The sequence below is a fragment of the Dactylosporangium sp. NPDC050588 genome (genome assembly GCF_040654975.1).
GTDB lineage: Bacteria > Actinomycetota > Actinomycetes > Mycobacteriales > Micromonosporaceae > Dactylosporangium > Dactylosporangium maewongense.
Window position 1 is genome coordinate 55,404 of record NZ_JBFAJA010000059.1, and the last position, 26,512, is coordinate 81,915.

Sequence of the window (26,512 nt, forward strand, 5' to 3'; positions counted from 1 at the left end):
CGGGCCTGCAGGCAGAGCCGCAGCAGGGTCAGCCGGGCGGCGAGCTCGGGGTGACCGTCCACGGTGACCGCGACCGCCCGCCGGAGCGCGTCAGTGGCGGCGTCGAGGGCCTCCGGCCGGTCCGTCCGCCAGTACTCCGCGAACGCCGCCGTGCCCTCGGCCACGAGCGTCTCCGCCGGGTTCCCGACGTCGGAACGTGTCCGCTCAGTCACGATCACATTCTCGGCGGTGCATCGACGTTCGGGCAATGCACCGGAGCGACTTCGATTGGATACGCTGTTTCCCTTCAGGGAGGATGCGGATGCGGTACGTCGTGATCGGGTGCGGCAACGTCGGGATGGAGCTGGCCGGGCGGTGGTCGGCGGCGGGGCACCACGTCGTCGGGACCACCACGTCGCAGCGGCGGGTCGCCGAGGTCGGCGCCGTCTGCGCCGACGTCGTCGTCCTGCGCGGCAGCGACGAGGACGCGGTCCGGCGGGCGACCCGGGACGCGGACGCGGTCGTGCTGACCGTCAGCCCGCGGGTCAGCCGCGCGTTCGACGCCCGCGAGCGGGTCGCGGAGTACGCGGACACGCTGATGGCCTCGGCGGCGACCGCGGCCCGCGTGCACCCGCGGGTCGTGTTCACCAGCTCCGTGTCCGTCTACGGCGCCGGTGAGGGACCGGTCATCGACGAGGAGAGTCCGCTGACCGTCAGCGACGACGCGTCGCCGCGCAACTTCATCGCCGCGGAGCGCGCCGTGCTGGGCGGCGGCAACGGCGCCGTGGTGAGGATTCCCGACGTGTACGGGCACCCCCGCGACCTCGACTACCCGTCGCGGGTCAGGATGGCGCACGAGCTGCTCGGCGGCAGCGTGCCGTTCGCGCCGGACGCGCTGCTGTACCGCATCGACTACCGCGACGCCGCCGCCGCGCTGGACCTGGTGGTGTCGGCGGGGCTCGCCGGCGTCTACAACGCGGTGCCCGACGCGGTCGTCCCGCCCACGAACCGGCAGGTGTTCGGGGCGATCTGCGCCGCCGAGGGCCGGCCGGACCTCACCTACCGGAGCGAGATCTGGACCCCGGTCGTGCCGGTGTCGTCGGCGAAGCTGCGCGCCGAAGGGTTCGCCTTCGCCTACTCCTGAACCGTCACGGTGCGGCTGGTGGCGGGGCCGGCGTGGAACGTGTACTTGCCCGGCGGGGTCACGAAGCCGCCGGACCAGTACGCGAGCGCCGTCAGCGGCACGTCGAAGCGGACCTCGCGCGACTCGCCCGCCGCCAGCGGCACCCGCTCGAAGCCGACCAGCTTCCGCGCGGGCGCCGGGACCGGCCAGCAGTCCGGGGTGACGTAGAGCTGCACGACCTCGTCGCCGGCGCGGTCGCCGGTGTTGGTGACGGTCACCGTGGCGGTCAGGCCCGCCACGCCCGCCTCGGCCGCCACGACGTCGAGGGTGTGGCTGAAGGTGGTGTACGACAGGCCGTGGCCGAACGGATACAGCGGCTCGTCGCGGTGGTACTGGTAGGTCCAGCGGGACCCGATGATGTCGTAGTCGGCGGGGTCCGGCAGGACGGTGTCGGCGCGGTACCACGTCTGCGGCAGCCGGCCGCCGGGGTTGTGCGCGCCGAGGAGGACCTCGGCGACGGCGGTCCCGAGCTCCTGGCCGGCGTGTGAGGTCCACAGGATCGCCGGCACGTGCTCCTGCGCCCAGTCGATCGCGTACGGGTAGCTGGACACCAGCGCCAGCACCGTGCGCGGGTTGGCGGCCGCGACCGCTCGCAGCAGCCGCTCCTGCTCCGGCGGCAGGGCGAGCGAGTCGCGGTCGACGGTCTCGCGGCCGTTGATGTGCGGGTCGTTGCCGAGCACCACGACGACCCGGTCCGCGGCGCGGGCGGCGGCGACGGCCTCGTCCACGCCGGACGTCACCAGTTCCCGGACGAACCGCAGCGCACCGTCCGTCGCGCCCGCGACCAGGCGACCGTCGGGGCCTTCGCTCACGTACCGCCCGAGCGCGTTGGACCAGAGCAGGAACTCGCCGGGGCCGGCGGGGTGCAGCTCCCACAGCTCCCGCACCACCCACCCGTCGGGGGTGACCGCGGTGGCGGCGACCGCGTCGTCGTCGCCGACGGTCAGGTAGCGGCCGGAAACGGTGTCCTGCAACGTGTGCACGGCGACCGGGCACTGCACGCTGGTGCCCCAGTCGTGGTGTGCGAAGACCGTCCCCTCGCCCAGCGTGCCGTCCGCGCCGAGGTGCCGTCCGTCCGGTGTGGACAGCCTGACGTGGTCGGCACCGTCCACGGTGGATGCGGCGCCGAGCGCCGACGCGACGGTGACCGCGTAGGGGAGGGTGCCGCTGTACCAGTCGGTGAGCACCCGGTCGCCGAGATGCCCGATGACCGCGACGTCGCCGGGATCCGCCCACGGCAGCGCGCCGGGGGAGTTCTTCAGCAGCACGATCCCCGCGCGGGCGGCGCGCGCGGCGAGCCGGGCGTGCGCGTCGCAGGCGATGACGTCGCGGCGGATCCCGGCGTACGGGTCGTGCGCCGGGTCGAACTCGCCGGTGCTAGCCCGCATCCGCAGGATCCGGCCGACCGCGGCGTCGACGTCGGCCTCCGTGATGAGCCCTTGCTGCAGGGCGGACGTGAACCGGGCGATCGTCGGGCCGCTGTCGGGCCCGTTGTCGGTGTAGCTGTCGACCCCGGCGCGCAGCGCGGCGGCGTGCGACTCGGCGTGGCTCGTGAAGTGGCGCTCGGTCTCGACGAGGTTCGACGGTGCCTGCGCGTCGGAGCACACCACGAGGTCGGGCGCCGCCGCGCGCAGCACCGACGCAAGCAGCGGGTGCACGTGGTTCGGGACGCCGTTGACGAGGTTGTAGGCCGGCATCACCCCGGCGGCCACGCCCGCGCGCAGCGGCGCGATGAACCCGGGCAGCTCGTGCTCGTGCAGGACCCGCTCGGGGACGGTGACGTCGACCAGATCCCGGGCGGTCTCCAGGTTGTAGGCGAGGAAGTGCTTGAGGACCGGCGCGGTCCGCCACACCTCGGGATGCGGGCCGCGCAGCCCCGTGCAGAACGCGACCGCGAGCTCGGCGGTGGCGAACGGGTCCTCGCTGTAGCCCTCCTCGTTGCGCCCCCACCGCGGGTCGCGCAGCAGGTTCACCACCGGCGCCCACACGTTGAGCGAGGCCCGCCGATGCGGCTCCGGCGGGTCGTGGTGGAAGGCGCGGACCTCCGTCGAGGCGGCCTCGCCGACCGCGCGCACCAGGGCCCGGTCCCAGCTCGCGCCGAGCCCGACGGCCTGCGGGAAGACGGTGGCCGTGCCGAGCCAGGCGACGCCGTGCAGCACCTCGCAGCCGGTGTGGAACGCGGCGATCCCGAGCCGCGGCACGGCCGGCTGCGACTGGTGCAGCATCGCGATCTTCTCCGCCAGGGTGAGCTGTCGCAGCAGGTCCGGCTGGGTCATGGGTCCCCACTCTGCAGGAAGGCGGGCGCTGTCGAAGCGCTTCGATGATCGGTCGCGCGGCGGCGGCTGTCAAACGACACGAAACTTTCACGCTCCGTGGCACGGTTCGCGCGGTGGGACGGGGGTCGGCGTCGATGTCCTTGTCGGACGCGGATCGATGCCCTACGGTCTGGCAGTCGACCGCCGTCGAAGCGCTTCGACAGCGCCCAGCAGCACCTCGGCAGCACTTTGACGGCAGTCCGTGCGCACCGTGCCCCGATCGCCATCGTGCACCTCGATCACCCGGAGGGTGGAACCACCATGCAAAGCGGAGCGACCCCGGGGATGAGCCGGCGAAGCCTGCTCACCTCCGCCGCCGTCATCGCGGCCGTGCCGCTGCTCGACGCCTGCGGCAGCCCCAAGGAGAAGGCCTCGGGCACCACCGGCGAGGGCGACCTGGCCAAGGCACTGCCCGCCTACGCGGCGAGCGACCTGGTCAAGCCCGACATCCCCGTGGTCGCCGGCGCCAACGGCGCGTCCACCGACCCGGCGTTCCTCGCCTACCCGGCCAACCCGCCGAAGACCGTCACCGGCCAGGTCGGCAAGGGCGGCACGTACGTGACGATGACCCCGCTGTGGGGCGCGATCCCGCCCTCCAGCGGCAACGCCTACTACGACGCGGTCAACAAGCAGCTCGGCGCGACCGTGAAGCTGCAGCCGGCCGACGGCAACACCTACGCCGACCTGCTGCCGCCGCTGTTCGCCGCCGACAAGCTCCCCGACTGGATCAACATCCCGACGTGGACCATGACGAAGCTCAACTTCGGCGAGGCGGTCCGCACGAAGCTCGCCGACCTGACCCCCTACCTGGCCGGCGACAAGATCAAGCAGTACCCCAACCTCGCCGCGCTCTCCACCAACGCGTGGGTCGCCGGGGTGTGGAACGGCAAGCTCTACGGCCTGCCGATCTACTCCTCCAACGCCGTCATCGCCGGCATGTACTACTACCGCAAGGACCTCTTCGACAAGGCCGGCGTCTCCGCCGATGTCAAGAGCACCGCCGACCTCGAGGCGATCGGGAAGGCGCTGACCAACGCGAACGCCGGGCAGTGGGCGTTCGACGACCTGTTCGGCAACGACGCCGCGTACATCTGCCAGCTCTTCGGCTTCCCCGCCACCGGCTACCCGTGGACCACCGAGTCCGGCGGCAAGCTGCAGCACCGGTACGAGACGGAAGGCATCGTCGAGGCGCTCAACTGGCACGCCAAGATGGTCAAGGCCGGCTACCTGCACCCCGACGCCGTCGCCAACAACAGCCAGAACGGCAAGCAGCGCTTCTGGAGCGGCAAGGTCGCCGTCTGCGCCGACGGCACCGGCGCCTGGAACGGCGACGACGCCAAGTCCGGCTCGGCCGCCGCCCCCGGCTACAACCGGCAGGCGTTCAAGCTGTTCAGCGCCAAGGGCGACAAGCCCACCGTCCAGCTCGGCAACGGCGCGGGCATGTACAGCTTCCTGAACAAGAAGCTCAACGACGGCCAGATCAAGGAGCTGCTGGCGATCGCCAACTACCTCGCCGCGCCCTACGGCTCCGCGGAGTGGCTGACCGTCAACTTCGGCACCGCCGGCACCCACTACACGATGACCGACGGCAACCCGCTGCTGACCGAGCAGGGCAGCAAGGAGATCGCCACCACCTACCAGTTCCTGGCGTGCCCGGCGTCGGCGAGCACCGTGCAGTCCGGCGCGGTCCAGGTCACGAAGGACGCCGCCGCCTGGCAGGCCGACATGGTCAAGTATGCGGTGAAGCCGCTGTTCTACGGCATGAACGTCAGCGAGCCGTCCCAGTTCTCCGCGCTCGGCGGGCCGATGAACGACATGATCACCGACGTGAAGCTGGGCCGTAAGCCGATTTCCGCGTGGACCGACGCCGTCAACAGCTGGCGCAAGCAGGGCGGCGACGACCTGCGCAAGTTCTACGACGGCATCCGCGAGAAGTACGGCACCGGCAAGTGAACGCAGGGACCCGGTGACGCTCACCAGGCCGGCCGCGGTGACGCGGCCGGCGACCGTCGCGCGGCCGGAGAAGCAGTGGCGGATCCGGCTGCGCCGCGACCGCTCGCTGCTGCTCATGACGCTGCCCGCGGTCGCGCTGCTCGCGGTGTTCGCCTACGCGCCGATGTTCGGGCTCGTCACCGCGTTCCAGAGCTACGACATCTACTCCGGGTTCTGGTACAGCCCGTTCGTCGGGTTCGACAACTTCGAGCGGCTCCTCACCGACTCGATCTTCTGGCACGCGCTGAGCAACACCCTCGTCATCAGCGCCGTGCAACTCGTCCTGTACTTCCCGGTGCCGATCGCGCTCGCCCTGGTGTTCAACGAGGTCACCAACGCCCGGATCCGTTCGTTCGTGCAGTCCGTGGTGTACCTGCCGCACTTCTTCTCCTGGGTCCTGGTCGTCACCGTCTTCCAGGAGATGCTCGGCGGTGCCGGCGCGCTCAACACGATGCTGCGCCGGCACGGCTGGGCGACCTGGGACATCATGACCAACCCCGACGCGTTCAAGTACCTCGTCACCGCGCAGGCCGTGTGGAAGGAGGCGGGCTGGGGCATCATCGTCTTCCTCGCCGCGCTCGCCGCCATCGACCAGAACCTGTACGAGGCGGCCGCCGCCGACGGCGCCGGGCGGTGGCGCCGGCTGTGGCACATCACGCTGCCCGGCATGCGCGGCGTCATCATGCTCATGCTCGTCCTGCGCCTCGGCAACGCCCTCACCGTCGGCTTCGAGCAGATGCTGATCCAGCGGCAGGCCGTCGGCCGGGACGCCTCCGAGGTGCTCGACACGTTCGCCTACTACTACGGCGTCGTCAACAACAACTTCAGCTACGGCGCCGCCGCCGGCCTGTTCAAAGGCGTCCTGTCACTGATCCTGGTGCTCGCCGCCAACAAGCTCGCACACGCCTTCGGCGAGGACGGACTGTACCGGAAATGACCACTGCCACGAGGCCGGTCTGGGAAGAGCCGCCCACCGTCGCCGGGAAGGCCGGCAAGGGTGCCGTGCTGATCCTCGTCGTCGCCGTGATCCTGGTGCCGCTCTACTCGATCGTGCTCACCAGCTTCTCCACCCAGGCGGCGATCAACGAGGCCGGCGGGCTGGTCACGGTGCCGACGGAGCTGACGGTGGAGGCGTACCGGCAGATCTTCACCAACCAGCTCGTCACGCACTCGCTGCTGGTCAGCCTCGTCCTCACCGTCGTCGGCACGGCCCTGTCGATGGTGGTGACCGTGCTGTGCGCCTACGGGCTGTCGCGGCGCGGGTCGCTGGCGCACCGCGGCATCCTGCTGTTCCTCGTCGTCACCATGTTCTTCAGCGGCGGGCTCATTCCGTCGTTCCTCGTCGTCACCGCCCTGGGCGGCTACGGCGAGTACTGGACGATGGTCCTGCCGGCCGCGGTGTCGGTGTTCAACATCCTGGTGATGCGCGGCTTCTTCAGCGGCACCGCGCCGGAGCTCATCGACGCGGCCCGCATGGACGGTGCGGGGGAGTGGCGCATCCTGTGGTCGGTGGTGCTGCCGACGTCCCGGGCGGTGACCGCCGTCATCGCCCTGTTCTACGCCGTCGGCTACTGGAACTCGTTCTTCAACGCGCTGCTCTACCTGCCCGACAACGGCAAGTGGCCGCTGCAGATGATCCTCTACACCTACACGTTGCAGGGCAGCGCGATGCCCGGCGGCGGGGTCACCGGCACCGGGCAGTACGCCGGCCATCAGCAGATCGCCCAGCTGTCGCTGCAGATGGCGGTCGTCACGCTCACGCTCATCCCGATCGTGGTGGCGTACCCGTTCGTGCAGCGGCACTTCACCAAGGGCATGCTCACCGGCGCGATCAAGGGCTGAGCGGTGCCGGGACTGCACGACGTCACGCGCGGGCGGCTGCTGTACGGCGGCGACTACAACCCCGAACAGTGGCCGCCGCACGTGTGGGCCGACGACGTGCGGCTCATGCGGGAGGCCGGCGTCAACCTCGTCACCGTCGGCGTCTTCGCGTGGGCGGCGCTGCAGCCCGCCCCGGACCGCTACACGTTCGACTGGCTCGACACGGTCCTGGACCTGCTGCACGGCGGCGGCATCGGCGTCGCCCTCGCCACGCCGACCGCCACGCCGCCGCCGTGGCTGGGGCACCGGCACCCCGACACGCTGCCGCAGGGCCCCGACGGCGTCCGCCGCCTGTACGGGTCGCGCAACCAGTACTGCCCGTGCGCCCCCGCGTACCGGTCCGCCGCCCTGGACATCAGTGACGCGGTCGCGGCCCGCTACGCCCGGCACCCGGCGCTGCGCCTGTGGCACATTGGCAACGAGTACGGGACCGTCTGCCACTGCGGGCACTGCGCCGGCCGGTTCCGCGGCTGGCTGCGCGACCGGTACGGCGACCTCGACGGCCTCAACGACGCGTGGGGCACGGCCGTGTGGTCGCAACGGTACGGCGACTGGGCGGAGGTGCTGCCGCCGCGGCGCGTCCAGTACGTCATCAACCCGCTGCAGGACCTGGACTACCAGCGATTCTGCGACGACATGCTGCTGGAGTGCTTCACCGCCGAGCGGGACGCGGTCCGCGCCTACAACCCGGCGGTCCCGGTCACCACCAACTTCATGGACCTCTACCGGCACACCGACGGCTGGCGCTGGGCGGCGGCCGAGGACCTGGTGTCCCTGGACACCTACCCGGACCCGAACGATCCCGCCGCCGCGATGCGCGCGGCGATGTCGAAGGACGTCGTGCGGTCCCTCGGCGGCGGGCCGTGGCTGCTGGCCGAGCAGTCGCCGGGCGCCGCCAGCTGGCGGCCGGTCGCCACCCCGAAACGCCCGGGCCTCAACCGGCTGTGGTCGATGCAGGCCGTCGCCCGCGGCGCCGACGGCGTCCTGCACTTCCAGTGGCGCGCCTCCCGGCAGGGCGCCGAACGCTTCCACGGCGCGATGCTCCCGCACGCCGGCCCCGACTCCCGGGTGTTCCGGGAGATCCGCGCGCTCGGCCGGGAGCTCGCCGGGCTGTCCGGGGTCGCCGGCTCGCTGGTACCGGCGGACGTGGCCATCGTGCTGGACTGGGACGCGTGGCGGGCGGTCGAGCTGGACCACCTGCCGCACGCGGAGTTCCGCTACACCGACCGGCTCACCGACTACTACGCTCCACTGTGGAGCGACAACGTCACGTGCGACTTCGTGCCGGGCACAGGCGCGCTCGGCGGCTACCGGCTGGTGCTGGTGCCGAACCTGTACCAGGTGAGCGCCCGCACCGCCGAGCACCTGGCGTCCTACGTCGCCGGCGGCGGGACGCTGGTGGTGGGGCCGTTCAGCGGGGTCACCGACCCGTCCGAGCGGGTGTACACCGGCGGCTGGCCCGGACCGTGGCAGGACCTGCTCGGGGTGCGGGTGGAGGAGCACTGGCCGCTGGACGCGCCGATCGCGGTGACGTCGTCGTCGCTCGGCGACTTCACCGCGACGATGTGGGCGGAGTGGACCGAGGCGCGCGGCGCGGAGACCGTCGCGGCGGTCGCCGGCGGCCCCCTGGACGGGCGGCCCGCGGTGCTGCGCAACAGCTTCGGCGCGGGGACCGCCTGGTACGTCGCCACGATCCCGGCGCCGGACGCGATGCGCCGGCTGCTGCGCCTGGTCTGCGCCGAGGCGGGGGTGGCGCCGGTGCTGCCGGACCTGCCGCCGGGCGTGGAGGCGGTGCGCCGCGGCGACCTGGTGTTCCTGCTGCACCACGACACCGGCGAGGTCGAGATCCGGCGGGTGTCGTGAACCGGCACCAGCTGTCGGCGCCCGCGCCCGCCGCGGAGTTCCACGACGGGTTCCCCCTCGGCAACGGCCACCTGGGCGCGATGCTGCACGGGCGGCCCGGCACCGAGTGGATCGACCTCAACGCCGACACGTTCTGGTCCGGCGGGCCGCTGCCGGCCGCGCCCGGGCCCGACCCTGATGTGCTGCCCCGGCTGCGGGAGGCGATCGCCGCCGGGGACCACGCGGCGGCCGAGGCCCTGGCCGGGCAGCTGCAGGGGGCGGCGTGGACCCAGTCCTACCAGCCCCTCGGCCGCATCGAGTGGGACTACGCCGCCGCCGACGACGTCACCGGGTACGGGCGCGAACTGCACCTCGCCGACGCGCTCGCCGTCACCGGCTACGCCACCGGCGACGGTGGCGGCGACCGGGTGCGGCTCACCGCGTTCGTCTCGGCGCCCGACGGTGTGCTGGTCGTGTCCGCGACCGGACCCGGCACCCTGGCCGAGGCCGTGCCACCGCGGCTGCGCACGCCGCATCCCGTGACGCGCGCCGTCGTCGACGCCGGCGCCGGGCCGTGCCTGGTGTGGACCGGGCGGGCGCCGGCGCACGTGCTGCCCGACTACGTCCCGGCCGATCCGGGCGTCGAGTACGCCACCGACCCCTGCGACGCCGCCGGCACCGTCGCCGCAGGGATGGGCTTCGCCGTCGCCGCCGCCGTCCGGCACACCGCCGGCGAGACCCGGCTCGTCGTCGCGGCCGCCACCGGCTTCCGCGGCCCCTTCGAACGGCCCGGCGCCGACCTCGCCGCCATCGCCGGCGCCGCCCTCGCGCCGGTGACCGCCGCGCTCGGCGCGCCGACGCCCGTGCTGCGGGCGCGGCACGTCGCCGACCACCGCCGGTACTACGACCGGGCCGACCTGGAGCTCCCGTCCGTCGACCGGTTCTTCCACCTCGGCCGGTACCTGCTGATCGCCGGCTCCCGCCCCGGCACGCAGCCGCTGAACCTGCAGGGCATCTGGAACGCCGACGTGCGGCCCGGATGGAGCAGCAACTGGACCACGAACATCAACGCGCAGATGAACTACTGGGCCGCCGAACCGACCGGCCTCGCCGACCTGCACGAGCCGCTGCTCACGCTGACCCGCGACCTCGCCGCCGCGGGCACCGCGACCGCCGCCGGGTACTACGCCGCCCGCGGCGCCGCCGCGCACCACAACACCGACCTGTGGCGCTTCACCGCGCCCGTGCCGGGCGACCCGCAGTGGGCGAACTGGCCGTCGGCGCTGCTGTGGCTGTCCGCCCACGTCTGGGACCACCACGACTACGGCGGCGCCGCGGACGTGCTGCCCGTCCTCGAGGCCGCCGCCCGGTTCACCCTCGACATGCTGGTGCCCGACCCTTCCGGCGCCCTGGTGTTCAGCCCGTCCACGTCCCCGGAGCACCACTTCCGGCACGCCGGCGGGCACGCCGCCACGTCGTGGGGCTGCGCGCTGGACCAGGAGCTCGCACGGGAGGTCCTCACCCGGTACGCCGCCCTCACCGGCTCCGCCGAGGCGGCAGAGGTCCTGCGGGCCCTGGGGGCGCTGCGCCCCGTCCAGGTCGGCACCGACGGCTGCCTGCTGGAGTGGTACGACCAGCGCCCACCCCGCGAGCCCGGGCACCGGCACCTGTCACACCTGTACGGCCTCTACCCGGGCACCCGGATCACCGAGACCGGCACGCCCGCGCACTTCGAGGCCGCCCGGCGGGCGCTGCTGCTGCGGCTCGCGCACGGCACCGGGCACACCGGCTGGAGCCGCGCCTGGGTGCTGTGCCTGGCCGCCCGGCTGCGCCTCGCCGCCCTCGCCGAGCAGACGCTGACCGCGTTCGCCACCGACCTGTGCTCCGCGTCGCTGCTGAGCCTGCACCCGGACGCGGGCCGCGCCAGCGGCTGGATCTTCCAGATCGACGGCAGCCTGGGTGTGGCCGCCGGCATCGTGGAAACCCTGGTGCAGAGCCACGCCGGCGCTGTCAGCCTCCTGCCCGCGCTGCCCCCGTCGTGGCACACGGGCCGCCTGCGCGGCATCCGCTGCCGGGGCGGCCACGTCGTGGACCTGGCCTGGTCCGACGGGCGCCTCTCGGCGGCCCGGATCGTCGCCGGCCGCGCCGGCCCGCTCGTGGTGGAGCTGCCGTCACGGCTCGCCGTCACGACCGCGGCCGGCGGCCAGGTGTCCGTGACCGGCGAGCCCGGCGCCCCGGCGGACAGGTGCCGGGTGCGGTGGCCGGCCGTCGCCGGGCAGGAGTACCGGCTCGCCTGACGGGTCGAGCGGTTTCAGGCCGACGGCCAGGCGGGCGGGGGCGGGGCCTGGGTCGGGACGACAGGGCTGCCGGGCGGCACGGGCCGCGGCGCGAACGGCGGCTGGCCCGGCACCGCGAACGGCACGGGCGGGGCGGCGGCGTCGCGCCGGCCGCCGATGGCGCACGCGGCGCCCGCGATCATCAGGCCGATGCCGGCCAGGATGAAGTTGGTCGCGATGGAGAGGTCGCCGCCGGACAGCTCACCGCGGCAGTTCTGCGAATCGCCCTGCCGCGCCGGCGGGTAACACGTCCACTGCGCGTTCTTCTTGTCGTCGCCCTCGGCCATCGAGCCGAGCGTGCCGAACGCGATGGCGATCGTGCCCGCGATGATGAAGAGGATCTGCATAGCCTTGGCGCCTGCTGACATTCCCGCGACCTTAGAGCAAACCGCCGCGCGCCGCTGCCCGCCTGTGAAACCAAGATCGCACAGGCGGGCGCCCATGGCCGTGCGTCTATACTGCGGGCGTGGTCGACCTCACGCCGGACTCGCAGGCGCGGCTGGTCCACCGTGGCACGCCCGCCGCGGACGGCGTCCCGATCGGCCGCGCCCGACCGGCGACCGGGCGGACCGAGGTCACAGTGGTGTGTGGCGTGTGCCAGCGGCCGGTGCCGGTCACGATCCTCAGCGCGCGCACCGTCCGGTGGCGTCGGATCGGACTCACGGCGCTGCTGGTCACCGCCGGCGCGGGAAATGATCGCGGTCGCCGTCTGGGTGTTCGAATCCGACGCGCTGCCGACGCCGGTCGGCGTCGTGCTGCTGGTCACCGGCCTGCTGTCGATGATGGCCACGATCGAGATCGCGGCGCCGATGGACGACGGCGTGCGGCTGCTGGAGCGGCCCCGCCGGCACGAGCTCGACCGGCCCGGCTGGGATGGCCTCGGCGACGACGGGATGATGGCGGAGGCGTCCTGACGGGCGGGCGCCGTCAGGACGCGTGCGCGTCGATGCGGGCCAGGAGGTCGCGCAGGGTGCGGTCGGAGCCGGAGCGGCCCGCCCGTGCCATCGCCGCGATCGCCACCGCGTCCGACCTCGCCGCCGGCGGTGGTGCGGTGTTCGGCAGCGACGGCCGCGCGGTGCGGCTCACGGGCCGGGCCGTCGACCCGTCGACCGCCCGCCGGCTGTGGGACGTCAGCGCCGCGCTGACCCGGCACGCCGGATCGCGGCCGAGCCGAGGTCGTTGAGGACCGTCATGTCCGGCGCCCCCAGCCGGGCGTCGGACATGACGACGACCACGACGTAGTGACCGGCGGCCGCGACGAAGTACCCCACGTAGCGGTCGCCCTCGTCGTAGTTGCCGGCGAACAGGGCCATGTCCGGCCCCAGGTGGTCGACGGCGACCGGGTGGAAGCCGTCGCCGCCCCCGCCGACACCGCAGCGGTCCAGCTGCGCCTTGAGTTCCGCCAGGTACGAGCGGGCGCCGTCGCCCCGGTAGCGCGCGACGTTCTCGTACACCCGGAACCGGTCGCCGTAGTCGGCCGCCTGGCTGTGGCCGGCCGCCGGGCGGGGCACCGGCGTGTCCGCGCACGGCTGTGGCAGCAGCGGCCACGCGAAGCCGTCCTCGACCGGCCCGGGCACCGCGCCGCCGAGATCGGCCGGCTGGAGCATGACGCGCTGCGGCACCGGCCGGGGCGCCTTCGGTGTCGGTGCTTTCTGCATACCCGTACAGATGCCGCGGGCGCCCCGTTCGTTGCGTCGCTTGACAATAGGCAGGTAAAAACCTGCATAATGGGGTCGTGGACCTGGTGTTCAAGGCCCTGGCCGACCCGACCCGCCGGAGCATGCTCGACAGCCTGCGCAGGCAGGACGGACAGACGCTGAGCATGCTCTGTGCGGGCCTGTCGATGGCCCGCCAGTCCGCCACGCAGCACCTGCAACTGCTGCAGGACGCCAACCTCGTCACCGTCGTGCGCCGGGGGCGCGAGAAGCTGCACTACCTCAACCCCGTGCCGATCCATGAGCTGCAGCGCCGGTGGATCGCGGCATACGAGGAGCCCCGGCTGCGCACCCTGGACGCCGTCAAACACCTCGCGGAGGGAAGTCCGATGAAGACCGAGATTCCGACGTACGTGTACGTCACCTACATCAAGGCGACCGCCGAGCAGGTGTGGCACGCCCTGACCGACGCCGACCTGACCGCCGAGTACTGGGGGCACGCCAACGTCTCCGACTGGCAACCCGGCTCGACCTGGGAGCACCGCCGCACCGACGGCTCCGGCGTCGTCGACGCGGGCGGCACGATCCTGGAGGCCGTCCCGCCGACCCGGCTGGTCATGACGTTCGACAACTCCACCGTCACGTTCACCGTCGAGCCGAGCCAGGACATCGTCCGGCTCACCGTGACCCACGAGAAGCTGGCGACGAAGGAGGACCTGGACGCGATCTCCCTGGGCTGGCCCGCCGTCCTCGCCAACCTCAAGTCGCTGCTGGAGACGGGCCGTCCGCTGCCGCAGGCCCCGTGGGAGATGCCGGCCTAACGGGTCTGCGGATCCCTGCCGATCGTCATGAACGGCAGCGGGCAGTCGGCGCAGGTGCAGTTGGTCAGGCTGTCGCAGCGGGCGTCGACGACCTCCGTGAGCGTGGCCCGGATCGCGGTGAGGTCGGCGATCTTCGCGTCGACCTCGGCGATCTTGTCCAGCGCGCGCTGCCGGAGGTCCGGGGTCGGGTGCCGGCGGCTCCCGGCGTCGAGCAGGTCGGCGACCTCGTCGAGGGTGAACCCGAGCCGCTGCGCGGCCTTGATGACCGTGAGCAGCGCGACGGTGTCCGGCGGGTACAGCCGGTGCCCGCCGTTGGTGCGGACGGGGTCGGCGAGCAGCCCGCGGCGCTCGTAGTACCGCAGCGTCTGGATGTTCACGCCGGCCTGCTCGGCGACCTCGCCCGAGCGCAACCCCGCCTGCTCCTGTGACATGGTTGGAGCGTAAACCCGTACCCAGGTACCGGATGCAACCAGCCACGGAGGTCGGGGCGATGGTGGACGAGGGACGAGGACGGGCGAGCCGTGAGCTCGTCTATCACAGCCCGGATGAGCTGACTCCGCCGCCGTGGCCGCCGCAGGAGGGCCTTGAACCGCCCGGTCCCGGCGTTCGTGAGCCCCGCCGGCCAGGTCCGCGCGACGGCGGACCCTCGACAGGTGGAGCGCTGCCGGCCTCCGAGCCGGCCGACCACGGGTAGAGGGCCGGGTCAGGGCGAGCGGCGGGCGCGCTTCGCGGCGTACAGGGCGGCGTCCGCGCTGGTGTAGAGGTCGCGGGCGGTGTGCGCCTGGCTCGGGGCGTGCGCCGCGCCCGCGCTGATCGACACCGGCACGACCCGCCCGTCGGGGAGCGTCAGCGGGCGGGCGCGCACCGCGTCGACGAAGTCCTTCGCGCGGGCGGCGGCGATGTCGAAGGAGCAGCCGGGCATCAGCACCGCGAGCTCGTCGCCGCCCAGCCGGGCCACCACGTCGACGGTGCGGCACCGCTCGCACAGCGTCGCCGCGATGTGCGTGAGGGCGTCGTCGCCGACGGCGTGGCCGTACGTGTCGTTGATCTCCTTGAACCAGTCGACGTCGATGAGCACCAGCGCGGTCTCGGCGGCGTCGCGGTCGACGGCGCGCTGGACCGCGTCGTCGAGGATCCGCCGCGTCGCCAGGCCGGTCAGCGGGTCGACGTCCGCCAGGCGCCGCAGCCGGCCGACGAGCCGGTCCTGGGCGATGCCGGCCCGGGCGAGCGCGGCCGCCATCAGCGTGAGCGTGCTGCCGACGAACGCCAGGTCGAGGGCCGCGTCGCCGGCCGGCAGCAGCGACAGCGCGACGACCGCCTCACCGGCGAGCGCCGCGGCGGTGACGGCGACGACGCCCGGGATGCGCAGGTGGACGGCGGCGAAGAGGACCGGCAGGTAGAAGTACAGCAGGCCGGTGACGCCGGCGTTGCCCGTGCCGAGGTCCAGCAGGACGATCGAGCCGCAGCCGATGACGGCGGAGGGCATCTGCAGCAGCCCGACCGCCCGGCGCGCGCCGGCGAAGAGCAGCACGGCGCACACGGCGGCGAGCGCGGCGCCGAGCGTGGTGAGCACCGGATCGACCGCCCGCGGGCCGAGGACCGCCTCGCCGACGTAGATGGCCGACGGCGTCGCCGCCAGCAGGCCCGTCGCCAGGTTGCGCTCGGGGCCGCCGCGGCGGGGCCCGGCGGCCCGCAACACGGACCTGACGCGCGCGGAAGTTGTCACGCCTCCAGAAGCCGTCACACCTTCAGACGTCTTCACGCCTTCAGATGCGGAAGGTGGCGACGACGGTCCGCAGCTCCGACGACATGCGCTCCAGCTCGGCGTTGAGGCGCAGCGCGCCGGAGACGCCGTCCTGGGTCGTGCGGGCCGCGTCCGCGACGCCGGTGATGCTGCGGGCGATGTCCGACGAGCCGGTGGCGGCGGCGTTGACGCTGCGGTCCATCTCCGCGGTCGTCGCCGCCTGCTCCTCGACCGCCGCCGCGATCGTCTGCTGATACTCGTTGATCTTCGAGATGATCCCGGTGATCTGCCCGATCGCGTTGACCGCGTTCTGCGTGTCCAGCTGGATCGCCTCGACCCGGCGGGAGATGTCCTCCGTCGCCTTCGCGGTCTCCTGCGCGAGGTCCTTCACCTCGCCGGCGACGACCGCGAACCCCTTGCCCGCGTCCCCGGCGCGGGCCGCCTCGATCGTGGCGTTGAGCGCGAGGAGGTTCGTCTGCTCGGCGATCGACGTGATCACCTTGACGACGTTGCCGATCTCGGTCGACGACTCGCCGAGCCGGGCCACGGTCGCGTTCGTCGACGTCGCCGCCTGCACCGCGTCGTCGCCGACCCGCACCGCCTGCGCCGCGTTCTGCGCGATCTCCCGGATCGACGCGCTCATCTCGTTGGACGCGGTGGCGACCGTGTCGACGTTGCGCGACACCTGCTCGGCGGCGGTCACGATGCCCTGCGCCTGGCTGCTGGACTGGCTGGCGTTGCGGGTGAAGCCCTCGCTCACGTCGCGCAGCTCACCGGACGCGCCGGACAGCGCGGTGGCCGACGCGTCCAGGGTGCGGACGACGCCGTGGATCGACCCGGTCGCCTGGTTCAGCGCGTCGGCGATCAGCCCGAACTCATCCTTGCGGTTGAGGTCGAGCCGGCGGGTCAGGTCGCCGGTGACCATGGCGTCCAGGTGTGTCAGGACCTTCCCGGCGGCCTGAATCAGCGGCCGGATCCCCAGGTATGCGGAGAACGCGTTTCCGACGGTCAGCACGGCGATGAACGCGACCGCGGCGCCGAAGCCGATGTCGACGGCTCCGGTCGCGTTCATGAGCCAGAAGCCGAGGGCGCCGACGCCGATGGTCGACACGGCCTGGCCCATGACCCCGACGAACATGATCGACCGGGCCGGCCGACGGGTCTGCTGGAAACTGTCCGGCACAGCGCTCTCCTCCGCACGACGTGACCCTCGGCGGATCGGCAACATTCAGGCCGCGTTGAGGAAATCCAGCCCGAGTCCTCGCCGGCCGATCCCATTCAGGTCCGCCTCCTGGAAGCGGTTGGGCCAGTCCTTCTCGTAGTGCTCGGCGGGGAAGTCGCCGGGGCTCTCACCGGTGCGGAACGCCTCGCGGACCGACGCCGCGTACCGCTCGTTGCGCGGGCACCAGGGGGCGGCCGGGATGTACATGACGTTGCCCCAGCCTCGCTGCGCCTCGACCGGCGCCACGCTGTGGATCATGTCGCAGTGCCACCAGACGGAGTCGCCGGCCTTCACGTCTGGGATGCCGGACAGCGCCTCCATGAGCGGCGCGTGCCACTTGTGCCCCGCCGGGAAGACCTGGTTGACGGTCACGCCGCACATGTCGTCGTCCGGCACGTCCGGCAGCAGCGGGCGCAGCATCAGGTACGCCATCGCCTCCGGGATCGGCACGGTGTGCAGCACGCCCTGGTCGTGGTCCATGTCGGACAGCGCCGTCCAGCCCTGGAACGTGCGGAACGCCGAGCACATCGTCGATCCCGGGTACTGCGGGCCGGCGGTGCGGTGGGCGGCGTCCCACGGGTCGTACTGCTCGACGCTGCCGTCGAACAGGTGCCGGAACGCCTGCTGGTAGGCCTGCGTCATCCACAGGTCCAGGGTGCCCGGGTCGAGGTGCGTGCCGAGGCCGGCGGAGTCGGCGCCCTCGGGCCGGCGGCGGATCCGGTCGGGGTACAGCGAGTCGCGCCCCGGGTCGAACCACTGCACGCCGTCCGACTCGTGCTTCCACTGGCCGTTCAGGAACGCCTGCACCGTGGCCATGCGCTCGCTCTGCCGCGCCTGCATCTGGGCCGGGGACCAGTAGATCGGGTAGATCTCGGGCTTGGAGCCGACGCTGCCGAAGAAGTCGTCGCCGGGGCCGCGGTACTGCTCGAAGAACCGGTTGCTCTCCACGTAGTCGACGATGTCGCGGTCCCAGCCGAGGGCCTGCTCCCGCTCGAAGTGCCCGCGCACGACGAGACAGCCGCGCCGCTTGAGGCGGGCCAGGTCGGCGGGGGAGACGGTGCCGGCGGCGATGTCGGCGTAGTCGATCACCGGCCAGATCGTCTCGCCGCTCCGGCGGGCCGCGCCGATCTCGTCGACGGCGTCCTGCACGCGGCGCTCGACGACCGCGAACACCTCCTCGACGGTCCGGCCGGACGCGGCGATGCGCTCACGCAGGGCCGTCTTGACCTCGCGGGTCGCCGCCCTGAGATCGGCGGGCGTCTCCTCCCAGTGCGGCAGTGCCACGGTCGTCCCCTTTCTAGGTAGGTGTCTTTACTTGTATCACTGTACGACCGGACGCACTCCCAGGCAAGGCTCCTGACTAGAATGCGGGTCGTGGATCTGGTCCGTTCGGTGACCGACGAGCACGTGCTGCGCGCACTCATGGAGCACCGCCGCCTGACCAGGGCCGAGCTCGCCACGGCGATCGGCATCTCGAAGCCGACGGCGGGGGAGAGCGTGCGCCGCCTCGAGGAGCGCGGCCTGGTGGCCGACACCGGCGAACGCACCCCGGGCGGCCGCGGCCGTGGCCGGGTGGGCTCCTACTACGCGCTCGCTCCCGGTGTGGGGCTGGCCCTCGCGGTCACCATCGCGCCGGAGGGGGTCGTGGCGGCGTGCCTGGACGCGCACGGCGACACCCTGGCGCGCGACACCCGCCCGATCGGCCGCCCCGCCCACCCCGATCAGGTCGCCGCCGCCCTGCGCGCCGCCGTCTCCGCGGTCTCGTCCGCCGCGTCGGCGTTTGCGGCCGATGTACCGTCGGCCGCGGCCACCTCTGCCGCCACCGCGTCCGATGCCGGCGGCGCGCCCGGCGCCGTCGGTGCGTCCGGCGAGCCTGGTGCGTCCGGCGGTGCCGGTGGCTTCGGCGGTGCCGGTGGCTTCGGCGGTGGTGGCGGGCCGGTGCGGGTGGCCGTGGTCGGCGCCGCCGACCCGGTGGACCGGGCGACCGGCCGGCTGGTGCAGTTGCCCGACGCGCCGTTCCTCGTCGGCGAGCTGGACCCTGTCGGCGTCCTGACCCCGTTCGTGACCGGGCCGGTGATCGTCGACAACGACGTCAACTGGCTCGCCCGCGCCGAACGCGACCGCGCCGGCGACCGCCGCGACTTCGCCTACCTGTACCTCGGCGAGGGCCTCGGCTGCGCGATCGTCAACGACGGCGAGATCCGCCGCGGCCGGACCGGACTGGCCGGCGAGATCGCCCACCTGCTGACCACCGGCCCGCAGGGCCGCGCCGTCCGCTTCATCGAGCTGTTCGCCGAGCTCGGCCTGCGCCGCGACGGCTCCACCGCCATCGACGTCGACCGGCTCCTGGACCGCTGCACCCCGGGCTCACCGGCCGCCACCGCCGTGTGCGACGCGGTCGCCGGCGTCGTCGCCGCGACCGTCGCCCTCGCCGACCCGCAGGAGATCGTCATCGGCGGCACGTGGGGGCCGGCGCTCATCGACGGCATCCGCGCCGCGACCGCCCGCACCCCCCGCCCCGTCGACCTCCGCCCCGCGACCGTGACCACCGACCCGGTCCTGACCGGCGTCCGCGCCGAAGCGCTCGCCGGCCTCCGCGCCGCCATCACCGCCGCCGCGCTGTGAGCGCCGGCCGCTGCCCGGCTGTCCGGCCTGCGGGAGGGAGGCGCTCGGATCGCCGCCGAGTGGGTTTCTGGGCAGGGTTCGGACCGGTAGGCTCTGTGCGCGCTGCGACTCCGCGTTCGACGGCTGGTCAGCGGACGATCTGTCGTGTTCCCGGGGGTCGGCGTGGCCTTGCTGGACACCGGTCCCCGGCAGCAGGCGTATCTGTTGGCCTTGCTGCTGGCTCAGGTGGGCAGGCCGATCAGCGCGAACGAGTTGATCGACCTGATCTGGGGCGACGGCGCTCCCAGCAGCGCGCTCAACCTCATCCACAAGTACGTCGGCGCGTTGCGGCGGCTGCTCGAACCCACGGTCCCCTTCCGCAGCACCGGCTCATACCTGCACCGCCGCGGCAGCACCTACCTGTTCACGGCGCCTTCCCGCATGTTGGACCTGGTCGCCTTCCGGGAGCTCGTCGAGACCGCGAAAGAAGCCCCGGCAGAGCATCGTCACGAAACGGCGCTCGATCGCTACGTCGAAGCGCTCGGCCTGTGGCAGGGCCGTGCGGGCGACGGACTCACGCATGGACCGACCGCGTTGCCGATCTTCGCGGCCCTCGACGACGAGTTCCACGCCGCGTGCGCCGCAGCGGCCGACCTGGCGATGTCGCTGTGCCGGCCGGTGCCCGTGCTGCCGGCGTTGCGGCTGGCCGCATCGATGGCGCCGTTCCACGAACCGGTGCACGCCGGCCTCATCACCGTCCTCGGCGCCGCGGGACGCCGTGCGGAGGCGATGGCGGCGTTCCGCACGGTCAGCGACCGCCTTGCCGACGAGCTCGGTGTCGAGCCCGGCCCGGCGCTGCGGGCCGCATATCTGCAGGTACTGGCGCAGCCGCCGACGTCGCCGGTCGTGACGGGTGCGGACGTCGGGGGTGACGGCGCGTCGGCGCCGGCGGCCGGGCTGGTCGGCTGGGCCGAGGAGCTCGCCGTCCTGCGGCAAGCCGTCGAGACGGCACGCACCGGCCGCTCGGCGCTCGCCGTCGTCGAAGGCGAACCGGGCGTGGGCAAGACCCGCCTGCTGCAGGAAACCGCCGCCGAGGCGAGCCGGCTCGGACCACACCATGGCGGCGTCGATGGCCGGTGACGCGCGATGGGCGATGTGGGCGGCCGAGCGGTGGATCGCGGCCGGCGCCGACCGCTCCGGCGTCGCGCAGGAGCACTACATCTGGCTGGACCGGCTCTGGGCCTGTGCACTCACCGGCGACGACCCGGCCGGCAAGGCGGCAGAGGCCGGACAGCTCCTGGCCGCGACCCTCCTCGACCCGCCGCGATGGGGCATCGCATACCACTACGGACTGATCGCCGAGATGTGGCTGGCCGCCGACATGCCCGACGCGGCCGCAAACCGCCCTCGACCGAGCCGACCAGGCCCTCACGACCCACGGCCAACGGTTCGCCGAAGGGCTCCTGCTGTTGGTGCGCGCGCGCCTGCTGCACGCCCGCGGCGAACCCGTCGACGCCGTGCGAGCCGCCGCCGAAGCAGCCCGCGCCCGATCGGACGAACGCGGGGCCTACCTCTTCGCGCGCCGCTCCGAGCGGTTCCTGGCTGAGATCGACGCCGAAATCGACAAGGAACCGCCGGACAGCTGATCGCATGACGGCGCTCCACGAGGCATGGGCGGAAGCCGTTGTCAGAGGGTGTCGCGCAGGAGCAGGACGGGGCAGTCGGCGCGGAGCAGAAGGTGGTGGTTGACCGGGCCCAGGGACGGGGCGGGGCCGGCGTCGAGCACGACGAGCTGGGCGCTGCGGGACGCCGCCACCAGGACGTCCGCCGGGTTTCCCGCGGTGAGCTCGACCTCCACCGGCACCGTCGGGAACAGCGTCCGCAGGCGGGTGACGGTCTCGCTCACGTCGGCCCGGACCAGCGTGCCCAGCCCGGCCGAGGATGCTTCCACCGGTGTCCGGGGCGGGGTCGGGGCGCGGACCGCGACGAGGGCGCAGCCGCGCCGGTGCGCCTCCTCGAAGCCGGCGGCGAGGACCCGCTCCGCCGCCGCGGGGTCGGCGATGCCGGCGACCACCGTCCCGATCGCGGTGTCGGCGCGGCCCCGGACCACGGCGACCGGGCCGGTCGCGTACGTGGCGACGTGCACCCCTACCGACCCCGGCAGCGCCGACGCGAGCGCGCCGCGGCCCTGCGAGCCGACGACGAGCAGCGCCGCCGACCGCGCCTCGGCCAGCAGCACGTCACCAGGGGCGCCGGGCAGCGCGCTGCCCCGCACGTCGAGCGTCGGCCGGCCGCCGCGGGCGTCGGCGACGGCGGCGGTCACGACGGCCCACGCCCGCTCGCGGCCGCTCACGTCGGGGCCGGTGGGCGTGCCCGGCTGGCGGTGGTGGACGGACACGACCCGCAGCCGCGCGCCGGTCCGCGCCGCCTGGCTCGCCGCCCAGCGGACGGCCCACGCCCCGCCCGCCCCGCCGTCGGTCCCGACGACGATGTCGTTGTGCTCCATCGGTGCTCCAAGGGTGGTGGCGGCGGCTGGCTCCTCCACCCTCGCCGGTGACAACCGGCAGCGGCAGGGCCGAAGGTCCCGTGCCGCGTCACCAGCCGCCGTCGATGAACGCCGCGAAGGCGGGGTCCGGGTCCAGGGCGGTGCCGACGTTCGCCGCGGCCACCACCGCGAGGGCGAGCGCCACGACCGCGAACAGCACGCCGTGCGAGGCGAGGACCCGGCGGGCCGGGCCCGAGGGCCCGCGGCGCCGCCAGAGCACCACGCCGGCCGACAGCAGGCCCGCGGCGACGACCGCGGCGATCACCGCGATCACCCAGTGGTAGAGCGCGTAGTCGTCGATCATGCGGGACAGTGCGGGCGACGGTGCCTGGTGTGCGTGCACGACGCCGGTCAGCTGCTGCCGGACGTCGGCCAGCACGCCGGCGAGCGGGGCGTCGGGCGGGGTGTCGACGAGCAGCGGCAGCAGCGACGCGAACGGGGCCGCCGCGCCCTGCAGGTTGGCCATCACGAGCACCAGCGCCGCCAGCGCGAGCCCGGTGACGAGGACGCCGCCGAGGAGCAGCCGGCGGCGCGGAGCGCCCACGTACATCCGCCACAACCGCACACCGAGCGGCACCAGCACGGCGAGCAGCACCGCCGCGATGACCGCCTTCGCGAGGTGGTAGCGCAGCCAGTAGTCGGCGATCCGCCGCATCGCCGGGGTCAGCTCGCCGCCGCCGGACCCCCAGAACCCCGCGAACGCCCCGCGGACCGCGCCGCGCAGTGCGCCCTCACTGGTGTAGTCGCCGCCGGCGAGCTGGGCCGGAGCGACGACGAACAGGACGACGAGTGTCGCCGCCGCCACTGTACGGGTGGGCCGTAGCCGGCCATCGGTGCTGCGCAAGGTGTTGTCCTCCGGTCTCGTTCAGTCGTGTGACTCGACGGTATGAGCGGGCCGCGGGCGCTCCCTCGGCCGCGTGGACGATCCGCGCGCAACTTTGGATTCCTTTCGCCGGGACCGCCCGCGCGGCGGTCTAGGGTGGGTCTGCGAACGGGAGGTGATCATGGAAGTGCTGCGCAGGCCGCGGGTGGCCGACGCGCTGCTGGCCTGCGGGCTCGCCGTGGCGATGGTCCTGCTGCGGCAGAGCGCCGGCCCGCCGGACTGGCCGCGGGCGCCGTTCTCGCCCGCCGACCCGGTCACCGCCGCCGTGCTGTGGGCGCTGCTCGTCGCACAGGCCGCGCCGATGCTGTGGCGGCGCACGCACCCGTGGGCGGTGATGGCCGCGGTCAGCGTCGCGTACGTCGCGTTCGAGCTCGTCGACCCCGCCATCAGCTTCCGCGACGGGCTGCCGCTCGGGTTCGGCGTGTACGCCGTCGCCCGGTACGCGCCGCCGCCGGTGAGCCTGCTGTCCGTCGCCGTCGCGGGGTTCGCCATGTTCGGCCACGACCTGCTGCTCCGGCCGATCACCGGCCCGCCGCTGCCGCCGGCGCTGCGCCCGGGGGTCATCGAGGTCACGGTGGCCGTCGGGCTGGTGGCCGGGCTGTGGCAGCTGGGCAGGTCGCAGCGGCACATCCACTCCGACGCCGCCGCGCTGCGGGACCTGACCGCGCTGCTGCGCGCCGAGCAGCAACGCAGCGCCGCCCGCGCCGTCACCGCCGAGCGCGCCCGCATCGCCCGCGACCTGCACGACCTGGTCGCGCACCACGTCAGCGCGATCGCCGTGCAGGCGCGGGCCACGGCCGAGGCGCTGCCCGAGGACCCCGCGCTCGCCGGCCGCGGCGTCGCGGGCATCGGGACCGCCGCCGACACGGCGTTGCTGGAGATGCGCCGGCTGCTGCGGCTGCTGTCGGACGACGACGCGACGCGGGACCTCCTGCCGGAGCCGTCGCTCGCCCACCTGCGGCAGCTGACCGGCGTCGCGTCCGCCGCCGGGTGCGAGGTGGACCTGGAGGTGTCGGCCGGCCCCGACGTCCCCGCCGCCGTGCAGGTCTCGGCGTACCGGGTCGTCCAGGAGGCGCTGACCAACGCGCTGAAGCACGCGGGTCCCGTGGCGGTGCGGGTGGCCGTACACCAGCGGAAACACCAACTGGAGGTCGGCGTCGTCAACGATCCGCCGGTCGCCGGCCACCAGCCGATGCCGGGCGCGGGGCTCGGCCTGATCGGGATGCGGGAGCGGGTCGCCCTGTTCGGCGGCACCCTGTCGACCGGCCCGCTGGCCGACGGACGCTGGCGGGTCGAGGCGACGTTCCCATGGGAGGGGGAGGGCGGGCCGTGACGGTCACCGTGCTCATCGCCGACGACCAGGACATGGTCCGCGCCGCGCTGCGCGCCATCCTCGACCGGCGGCCCGACCTCGAGGTCGTCGGCGAGGCGGCCGACGGCGAGCGGGCCGTCGCCCTCGCCGCCGAGCTGCGCCCCGACGTCGTGCTCATGGACGTGCGCATGCCCGGCCTGACCGGCGTCGAGGCGACCAGGCGCATCATCGGCGCGGCGGTGCCGTCGAAGATCCTCGTGCTGACGACGTTCGACCTCGACGAGTACGTGCAGTCCGCGCTGCGGGCGGGGGCGAGCGGCTTCCTGCTGAAGAACGCGTCGCCCGAGCAGCTCTGCGACGCGGTCCGGGCCGTCGCGGCGGGCAACGCGGTGCTCGCACCGGCCGTCACCCGCCGCATCGCCGAGGCGTTGCAGGCGCCACCCGCCTCGGCCGACGGCCGCACGGCGCTCGCCGCGCTCACCGCCCGGGAGCTCGAGGTGCTGGTGCTGGTCGGGCGCGGGCTGTCCAACGCGCGGATCGCCAGGACCCTGGACCTGTCGGAGTCGGGCGTGAAGAGCCGGGTCAACCGCATCCTCACCCGGCTCGGCCTGGAGAACCGCGTCCAGGCCGCGCTCCTCGCCCGCGAGGCCGGTCTGCTCGACGAGCTACCCTGACGCGATGCCCATCGATGAGACGCTCGGCGTCCTCGCGCACCGCGGCGGGCTCGTCGTGCGGCGGCCCCAGCTCAGCGTCGGCATCGTCGGCGCCGTCTCCCGCCCCACCGGCCTCGAGGTGGAGCTGCTCGCCCGCCGCCCCCTCGACCGTCGCGGCGCGACCGAGCGGCAGGCAGGCATCCGCGCCGGACGGGAGGGCGTCGTGCCCGCGCCGCGGCGCCTGCTGCCGGCGTACGACGAAGGCCTCGACCTCCGCGTCGGCCGGCTCGACCCGGACGGGCGCGCGCACTGGGTGTTCGGGTCGCGCACCAGCTCCAGCAGCGGCGACCACTCCGGTGGCACCCACGGCCCGAGCCTGCGCACGACGGTGCGTTTTCCGCCACTGTACGACCATGCCTCGCTCGTCCTGGCCTGGCCCGAGATCGGGTTCCCCGAGTCCATCGTGGACCTTCCGCTGCCACCGCGGGACGCGGTGGAGCGTGGCACGGTCTCGATGTGGGACGCGCCGGTCGACGCCGGGCCCGCACCTGACTCGCTGCGCCGCCGCACACACGACGCGCCGCACCCCGGGCCGGCGGTCGAGGCGGGCCGGATCGTCGCCGGGCCGCGGGTGCTCAGCCGCGGCGCCGACGCTGTGGTCGCGCTGACCCGCCTCACGGCCGTCGAGGGGGTCCTGTCGGCGGAGGTGCTGAGCGTGGCCCGGGGCCCGCGGGCGGGCGCCATGTCCGTGGTCCCGGGCCCCGGCCGCCCACCGGGCCTGCCCGGCGCCACGGTCGCCGTCGTCCACGACGGGGAGGCGGTCTGGGCGCCGCACGGCAGCGGCGGGTCCAGCGGCGGCCCCGACGTGTTCCGGTCCCGGATCGAGTTCGTCCTGCCCGACCCCGGCGGCGCCGAGCTCGGCCTCATGGTCGCGTGGCCGGCCGCCGGCCTGCCCGAGGTCCTGGTCCCGCTGCCGCTCGACGCCCGCTGAGCCGCTCGGCGGCCGCTTCGAGCAGCAGACCTCCCACGCGGTCGCCGTCAGACGACGCAGAACTCGTTGCCCTCCGGGTCGGCCATGAGGACGTGGCTGGGCACGCCGCCGACGGTCGCCTCCCGCACCACCGTCGCGCCCGCCGCGACCAGCCGCTCCACCGTCGCGGCGACCACCGGCCACCGCTGCTCCTGCGGCCGGTCCCGGCCACCCACCTTGAGGTCGAGGTGCAGGCGGTTCTTGATCACCTTCGCCTCCGGCACCTTCAGGAACGTGAGGCTCGGCAGGACCCCCCGCGGATCGTGCAGGTAGGCCGCGTCACCCCACTCCTCGGGCGGCACCTCCCACCGGGTCAGCCACTCCTCGCGGCTGGCGAACCCTTCCGGCACCGGCGCGTCCACGTACCCGAGCGCCTCCCGCCAGAACGCGGCAAGGCGCCCCGGGTCGGCGCAGTCGACCGTGACTCCCCAGACGACAGTCATGCTCCATCGATACCGCACCTTGCCGCGCCGCGCCCGGTGAACCACCGGACGTGCGATCCTGGATCGGGCTTT

25 protein-coding genes are annotated in these 26,512 nt (G+C 73.8%); 14 read left to right on the forward strand and 11 right to left on the reverse strand.

Annotation, left to right across the window (positions count from 1 at the left end; translation table 11 throughout):
* Positions 1 to 301: 301 nt before the first annotated feature.
* Positions 302 to 1,123, forward strand: a complete 822-nt coding sequence (locus AB0I21_RS35385; protein WP_360567771.1) for an NAD-binding protein — start codon at positions 302 to 304, stop codon at positions 1,121 to 1,123.
* On the opposite strand, the gene AB0I21_RS35390 is transcribed toward AB0I21_RS35385, so the two are convergent.
* Positions 1,114 to 3,438, reverse strand: coding sequence for a glycoside hydrolase family 3 C-terminal domain-containing protein (locus tag AB0I21_RS35390; RefSeq protein WP_360567773.1), 2,325 nt, complete (start codon positions 3,436 to 3,438; stop codon positions 1,114 to 1,116). The genes AB0I21_RS35385 and AB0I21_RS35390 overlap by 10 nt on opposite strands.
* A gap of 324 nt (positions 3,439 to 3,762) precedes the next feature.
* On the opposite strand from AB0I21_RS35390, the gene AB0I21_RS35395 reads away from it, so the two are divergent.
* From AB0I21_RS35395 to AB0I21_RS35415, 5 genes are read left to right on the forward strand one after another with little or no spacing between them, the layout of a single operon-like run.
* Entirely contained in the window at positions 3,763 to 5,430 is a 1,668-nt protein-coding gene (locus AB0I21_RS35395) for a hypothetical protein (RefSeq protein WP_360567775.1), read from the forward strand.
* Positions 5,431 to 5,443: 13 nt separating this feature from the next.
* Positions 5,444 to 6,406: an ABC transporter permease subunit gene (locus AB0I21_RS35400; RefSeq protein ID WP_344506779.1), complete on the forward strand. Its 963-nt coding sequence runs from the start codon at positions 5,444 to 5,446 to the stop codon at positions 6,404 to 6,406.
* Positions 6,403 to 7,311, forward strand: coding sequence for a carbohydrate ABC transporter permease (locus tag AB0I21_RS35405; RefSeq protein ID WP_360567777.1), 909 nt, complete (start codon positions 6,403 to 6,405; stop codon positions 7,309 to 7,311). Before AB0I21_RS35400 ends, AB0I21_RS35405 begins: the two co-directional genes overlap by 4 nt.
* A gap of 3 nt (positions 7,312 to 7,314) precedes the next feature.
* Positions 7,315 to 9,213 (forward strand): beta-galactosidase, encoded by a 1,899-nt coding sequence (locus AB0I21_RS35410; RefSeq protein ID WP_360567779.1) that lies wholly within the window; start codon positions 7,315 to 7,317, stop codon positions 9,211 to 9,213.
* Positions 9,210 to 11,489, forward strand: a complete 2,280-nt coding sequence (locus AB0I21_RS35415) for a glycoside hydrolase family 95 protein (RefSeq protein ID WP_360567781.1) — start codon at positions 9,210 to 9,212, stop codon at positions 11,487 to 11,489. Before AB0I21_RS35410 ends, AB0I21_RS35415 begins: the two co-directional genes overlap by 4 nt.
* A gap of 14 nt (positions 11,490 to 11,503) precedes the next feature.
* Here the strand turns inward: AB0I21_RS35415 and AB0I21_RS35420 are convergent, their stop codons facing one another.
* Positions 11,504 to 11,896 (reverse strand): hypothetical protein, encoded by a 393-nt coding sequence (locus tag AB0I21_RS35420; protein WP_360567783.1) that lies wholly within the window; start codon positions 11,894 to 11,896, stop codon positions 11,504 to 11,506.
* 324 nt (positions 11,897 to 12,220) lie between these two features.
* On the opposite strand from AB0I21_RS35420, the gene AB0I21_RS35425 reads away from it, so the two are divergent.
* Positions 12,221 to 12,442: a hypothetical protein gene (locus tag AB0I21_RS35425; RefSeq protein WP_360567785.1), complete on the forward strand. Its 222-nt coding sequence runs from the start codon at positions 12,221 to 12,223 to the stop codon at positions 12,440 to 12,442.
* A gap of 13 nt (positions 12,443 to 12,455) precedes the next feature.
* Here the strand turns inward: AB0I21_RS35425 and AB0I21_RS35430 are convergent, their stop codons facing one another.
* Together AB0I21_RS35430 and AB0I21_RS35435 are read right to left on the reverse strand one after the other, a co-directional pair.
* Positions 12,456 to 12,614, reverse strand: coding sequence for a hypothetical protein (locus AB0I21_RS35430; RefSeq protein ID WP_360567786.1), 159 nt, complete (start codon positions 12,612 to 12,614; stop codon positions 12,456 to 12,458).
* Between the two features lie 44 nt (positions 12,615 to 12,658).
* A complete protein-coding gene (locus tag AB0I21_RS35435; RefSeq protein WP_360567788.1) occupies positions 12,659 to 13,186 on the reverse strand; it encodes a hypothetical protein in 528 nt (175 codons plus the stop codon).
* A 77-nt stretch (positions 13,187 to 13,263) separates the two neighbouring features.
* On the opposite strand from AB0I21_RS35435, the gene AB0I21_RS35440 reads away from it, so the two are divergent.
* Positions 13,264 to 14,004: an SRPBCC domain-containing protein gene (locus tag AB0I21_RS35440; RefSeq protein WP_344506763.1), complete on the forward strand. Its 741-nt coding sequence runs from the start codon at positions 13,264 to 13,266 to the stop codon at positions 14,002 to 14,004.
* On the opposite strand, the gene AB0I21_RS35445 is transcribed toward AB0I21_RS35440, so the two are convergent.
* From AB0I21_RS35445 to AB0I21_RS35460, 4 genes are all read right to left on the reverse strand, one after another.
* On the reverse strand, positions 14,001 to 14,435 hold the full coding sequence (locus tag AB0I21_RS35445; protein ID WP_360567790.1) for a MerR family transcriptional regulator: 435 nt from the start codon (positions 14,433 to 14,435) through the stop codon (positions 14,001 to 14,003). The two genes, AB0I21_RS35440 and AB0I21_RS35445, sit on opposite strands and share 4 nt — an antisense overlap.
* A gap of 272 nt (positions 14,436 to 14,707) precedes the next feature.
* Entirely contained in the window at positions 14,708 to 15,730 is a 1,023-nt protein-coding gene (locus AB0I21_RS35450; RefSeq protein WP_360567792.1) for a GGDEF domain-containing protein, read from the reverse strand.
* A 40-nt stretch (positions 15,731 to 15,770) separates the two neighbouring features.
* Entirely contained in the window at positions 15,771 to 16,931 is a 1,161-nt protein-coding gene (locus AB0I21_RS35455) for a methyl-accepting chemotaxis protein (RefSeq protein WP_360567794.1), read from the reverse strand.
* 45 nt (positions 16,932 to 16,976) lie between these two features.
* Positions 16,977 to 18,254 (reverse strand): DUF1479 domain-containing protein, encoded by a 1,278-nt coding sequence (locus tag AB0I21_RS35460; RefSeq protein ID WP_360567796.1) that lies wholly within the window; start codon positions 18,252 to 18,254, stop codon positions 16,977 to 16,979.
* A gap of 90 nt (positions 18,255 to 18,344) precedes the next feature.
* On the opposite strand from AB0I21_RS35460, the gene AB0I21_RS35465 reads away from it, so the two are divergent.
* From AB0I21_RS35465 to AB0I21_RS35475, 3 genes are all read left to right on the forward strand, one after another.
* Positions 18,345 to 19,595 carry an ROK family protein gene (locus tag AB0I21_RS35465; protein ID WP_360567798.1) on the forward strand — a complete coding sequence of 417 codons (1,251 nt, stop codon included), beginning with the start codon at positions 18,345 to 18,347 and terminating at the stop codon, positions 19,593 to 19,595.
* 144 nt (positions 19,596 to 19,739) lie between these two features.
* Complete coding sequence (locus tag AB0I21_RS35470) at positions 19,740 to 20,714, forward strand: BTAD domain-containing putative transcriptional regulator (RefSeq protein ID WP_360567800.1); 975 nt, start codon at positions 19,740 to 19,742, stop codon at positions 20,712 to 20,714.
* A 332-nt stretch (positions 20,715 to 21,046) separates the two neighbouring features.
* Positions 21,047 to 21,220 carry a hypothetical protein gene (locus AB0I21_RS35475; RefSeq protein ID WP_360567801.1) on the forward strand — a complete coding sequence of 58 codons (174 nt, stop codon included), beginning with the start codon at positions 21,047 to 21,049 and terminating at the stop codon, positions 21,218 to 21,220.
* Positions 21,221 to 21,261: 41 nt separating this feature from the next.
* Here the strand turns inward: AB0I21_RS35475 and AB0I21_RS35480 are convergent, their stop codons facing one another.
* Together AB0I21_RS35480 and AB0I21_RS35485 are read right to left on the reverse strand one after the other, a co-directional pair.
* Positions 21,262 to 22,080, reverse strand: a complete 819-nt coding sequence (locus AB0I21_RS35480) for a universal stress protein (RefSeq protein WP_360567803.1) — start codon at positions 22,078 to 22,080, stop codon at positions 21,262 to 21,264.
* 88 nt (positions 22,081 to 22,168) lie between these two features.
* The gene (locus tag AB0I21_RS35485; RefSeq protein WP_360567805.1) at positions 22,169 to 22,963 is read right to left on the reverse strand and encodes a hypothetical protein; all 795 of its coding nucleotides are present in this window, start codon (positions 22,961 to 22,963) and stop codon (positions 22,169 to 22,171) included.
* A gap of 160 nt (positions 22,964 to 23,123) precedes the next feature.
* Between AB0I21_RS35485 and AB0I21_RS35490 the strand changes: the two genes are divergently transcribed.
* The 3 genes from AB0I21_RS35490 to AB0I21_RS35500 are packed head-to-tail and all read left to right on the forward strand — an operon-like array spanning position 23,124 to position 25,958.
* Complete coding sequence (locus AB0I21_RS35490; protein ID WP_360567807.1) at positions 23,124 to 24,335, forward strand: histidine kinase; 1,212 nt, start codon at positions 23,124 to 23,126, stop codon at positions 24,333 to 24,335.
* A complete protein-coding gene (locus AB0I21_RS35495) occupies positions 24,332 to 24,988 on the forward strand; it encodes a response regulator transcription factor (RefSeq protein WP_360567808.1) in 657 nt (218 codons plus the stop codon). The genes AB0I21_RS35490 and AB0I21_RS35495 overlap by 4 nt, the downstream gene beginning before the upstream one ends.
* 4 nt (positions 24,989 to 24,992) lie before the next feature.
* Positions 24,993 to 25,958 carry a hypothetical protein gene (locus tag AB0I21_RS35500; RefSeq protein ID WP_360567810.1) on the forward strand — a complete coding sequence of 322 codons (966 nt, stop codon included), beginning with the start codon at positions 24,993 to 24,995 and terminating at the stop codon, positions 25,956 to 25,958.
* 47 nt (positions 25,959 to 26,005) lie between these two features.
* Here the strand turns inward: AB0I21_RS35500 and AB0I21_RS35505 are convergent, their stop codons facing one another.
* Positions 26,006 to 26,440: a VOC family protein gene (locus tag AB0I21_RS35505; RefSeq protein WP_360567812.1), complete on the reverse strand. Its 435-nt coding sequence runs from the start codon at positions 26,438 to 26,440 to the stop codon at positions 26,006 to 26,008.
* Between the last annotated feature and the right edge of the window lie 72 nt (positions 26,441 to 26,512).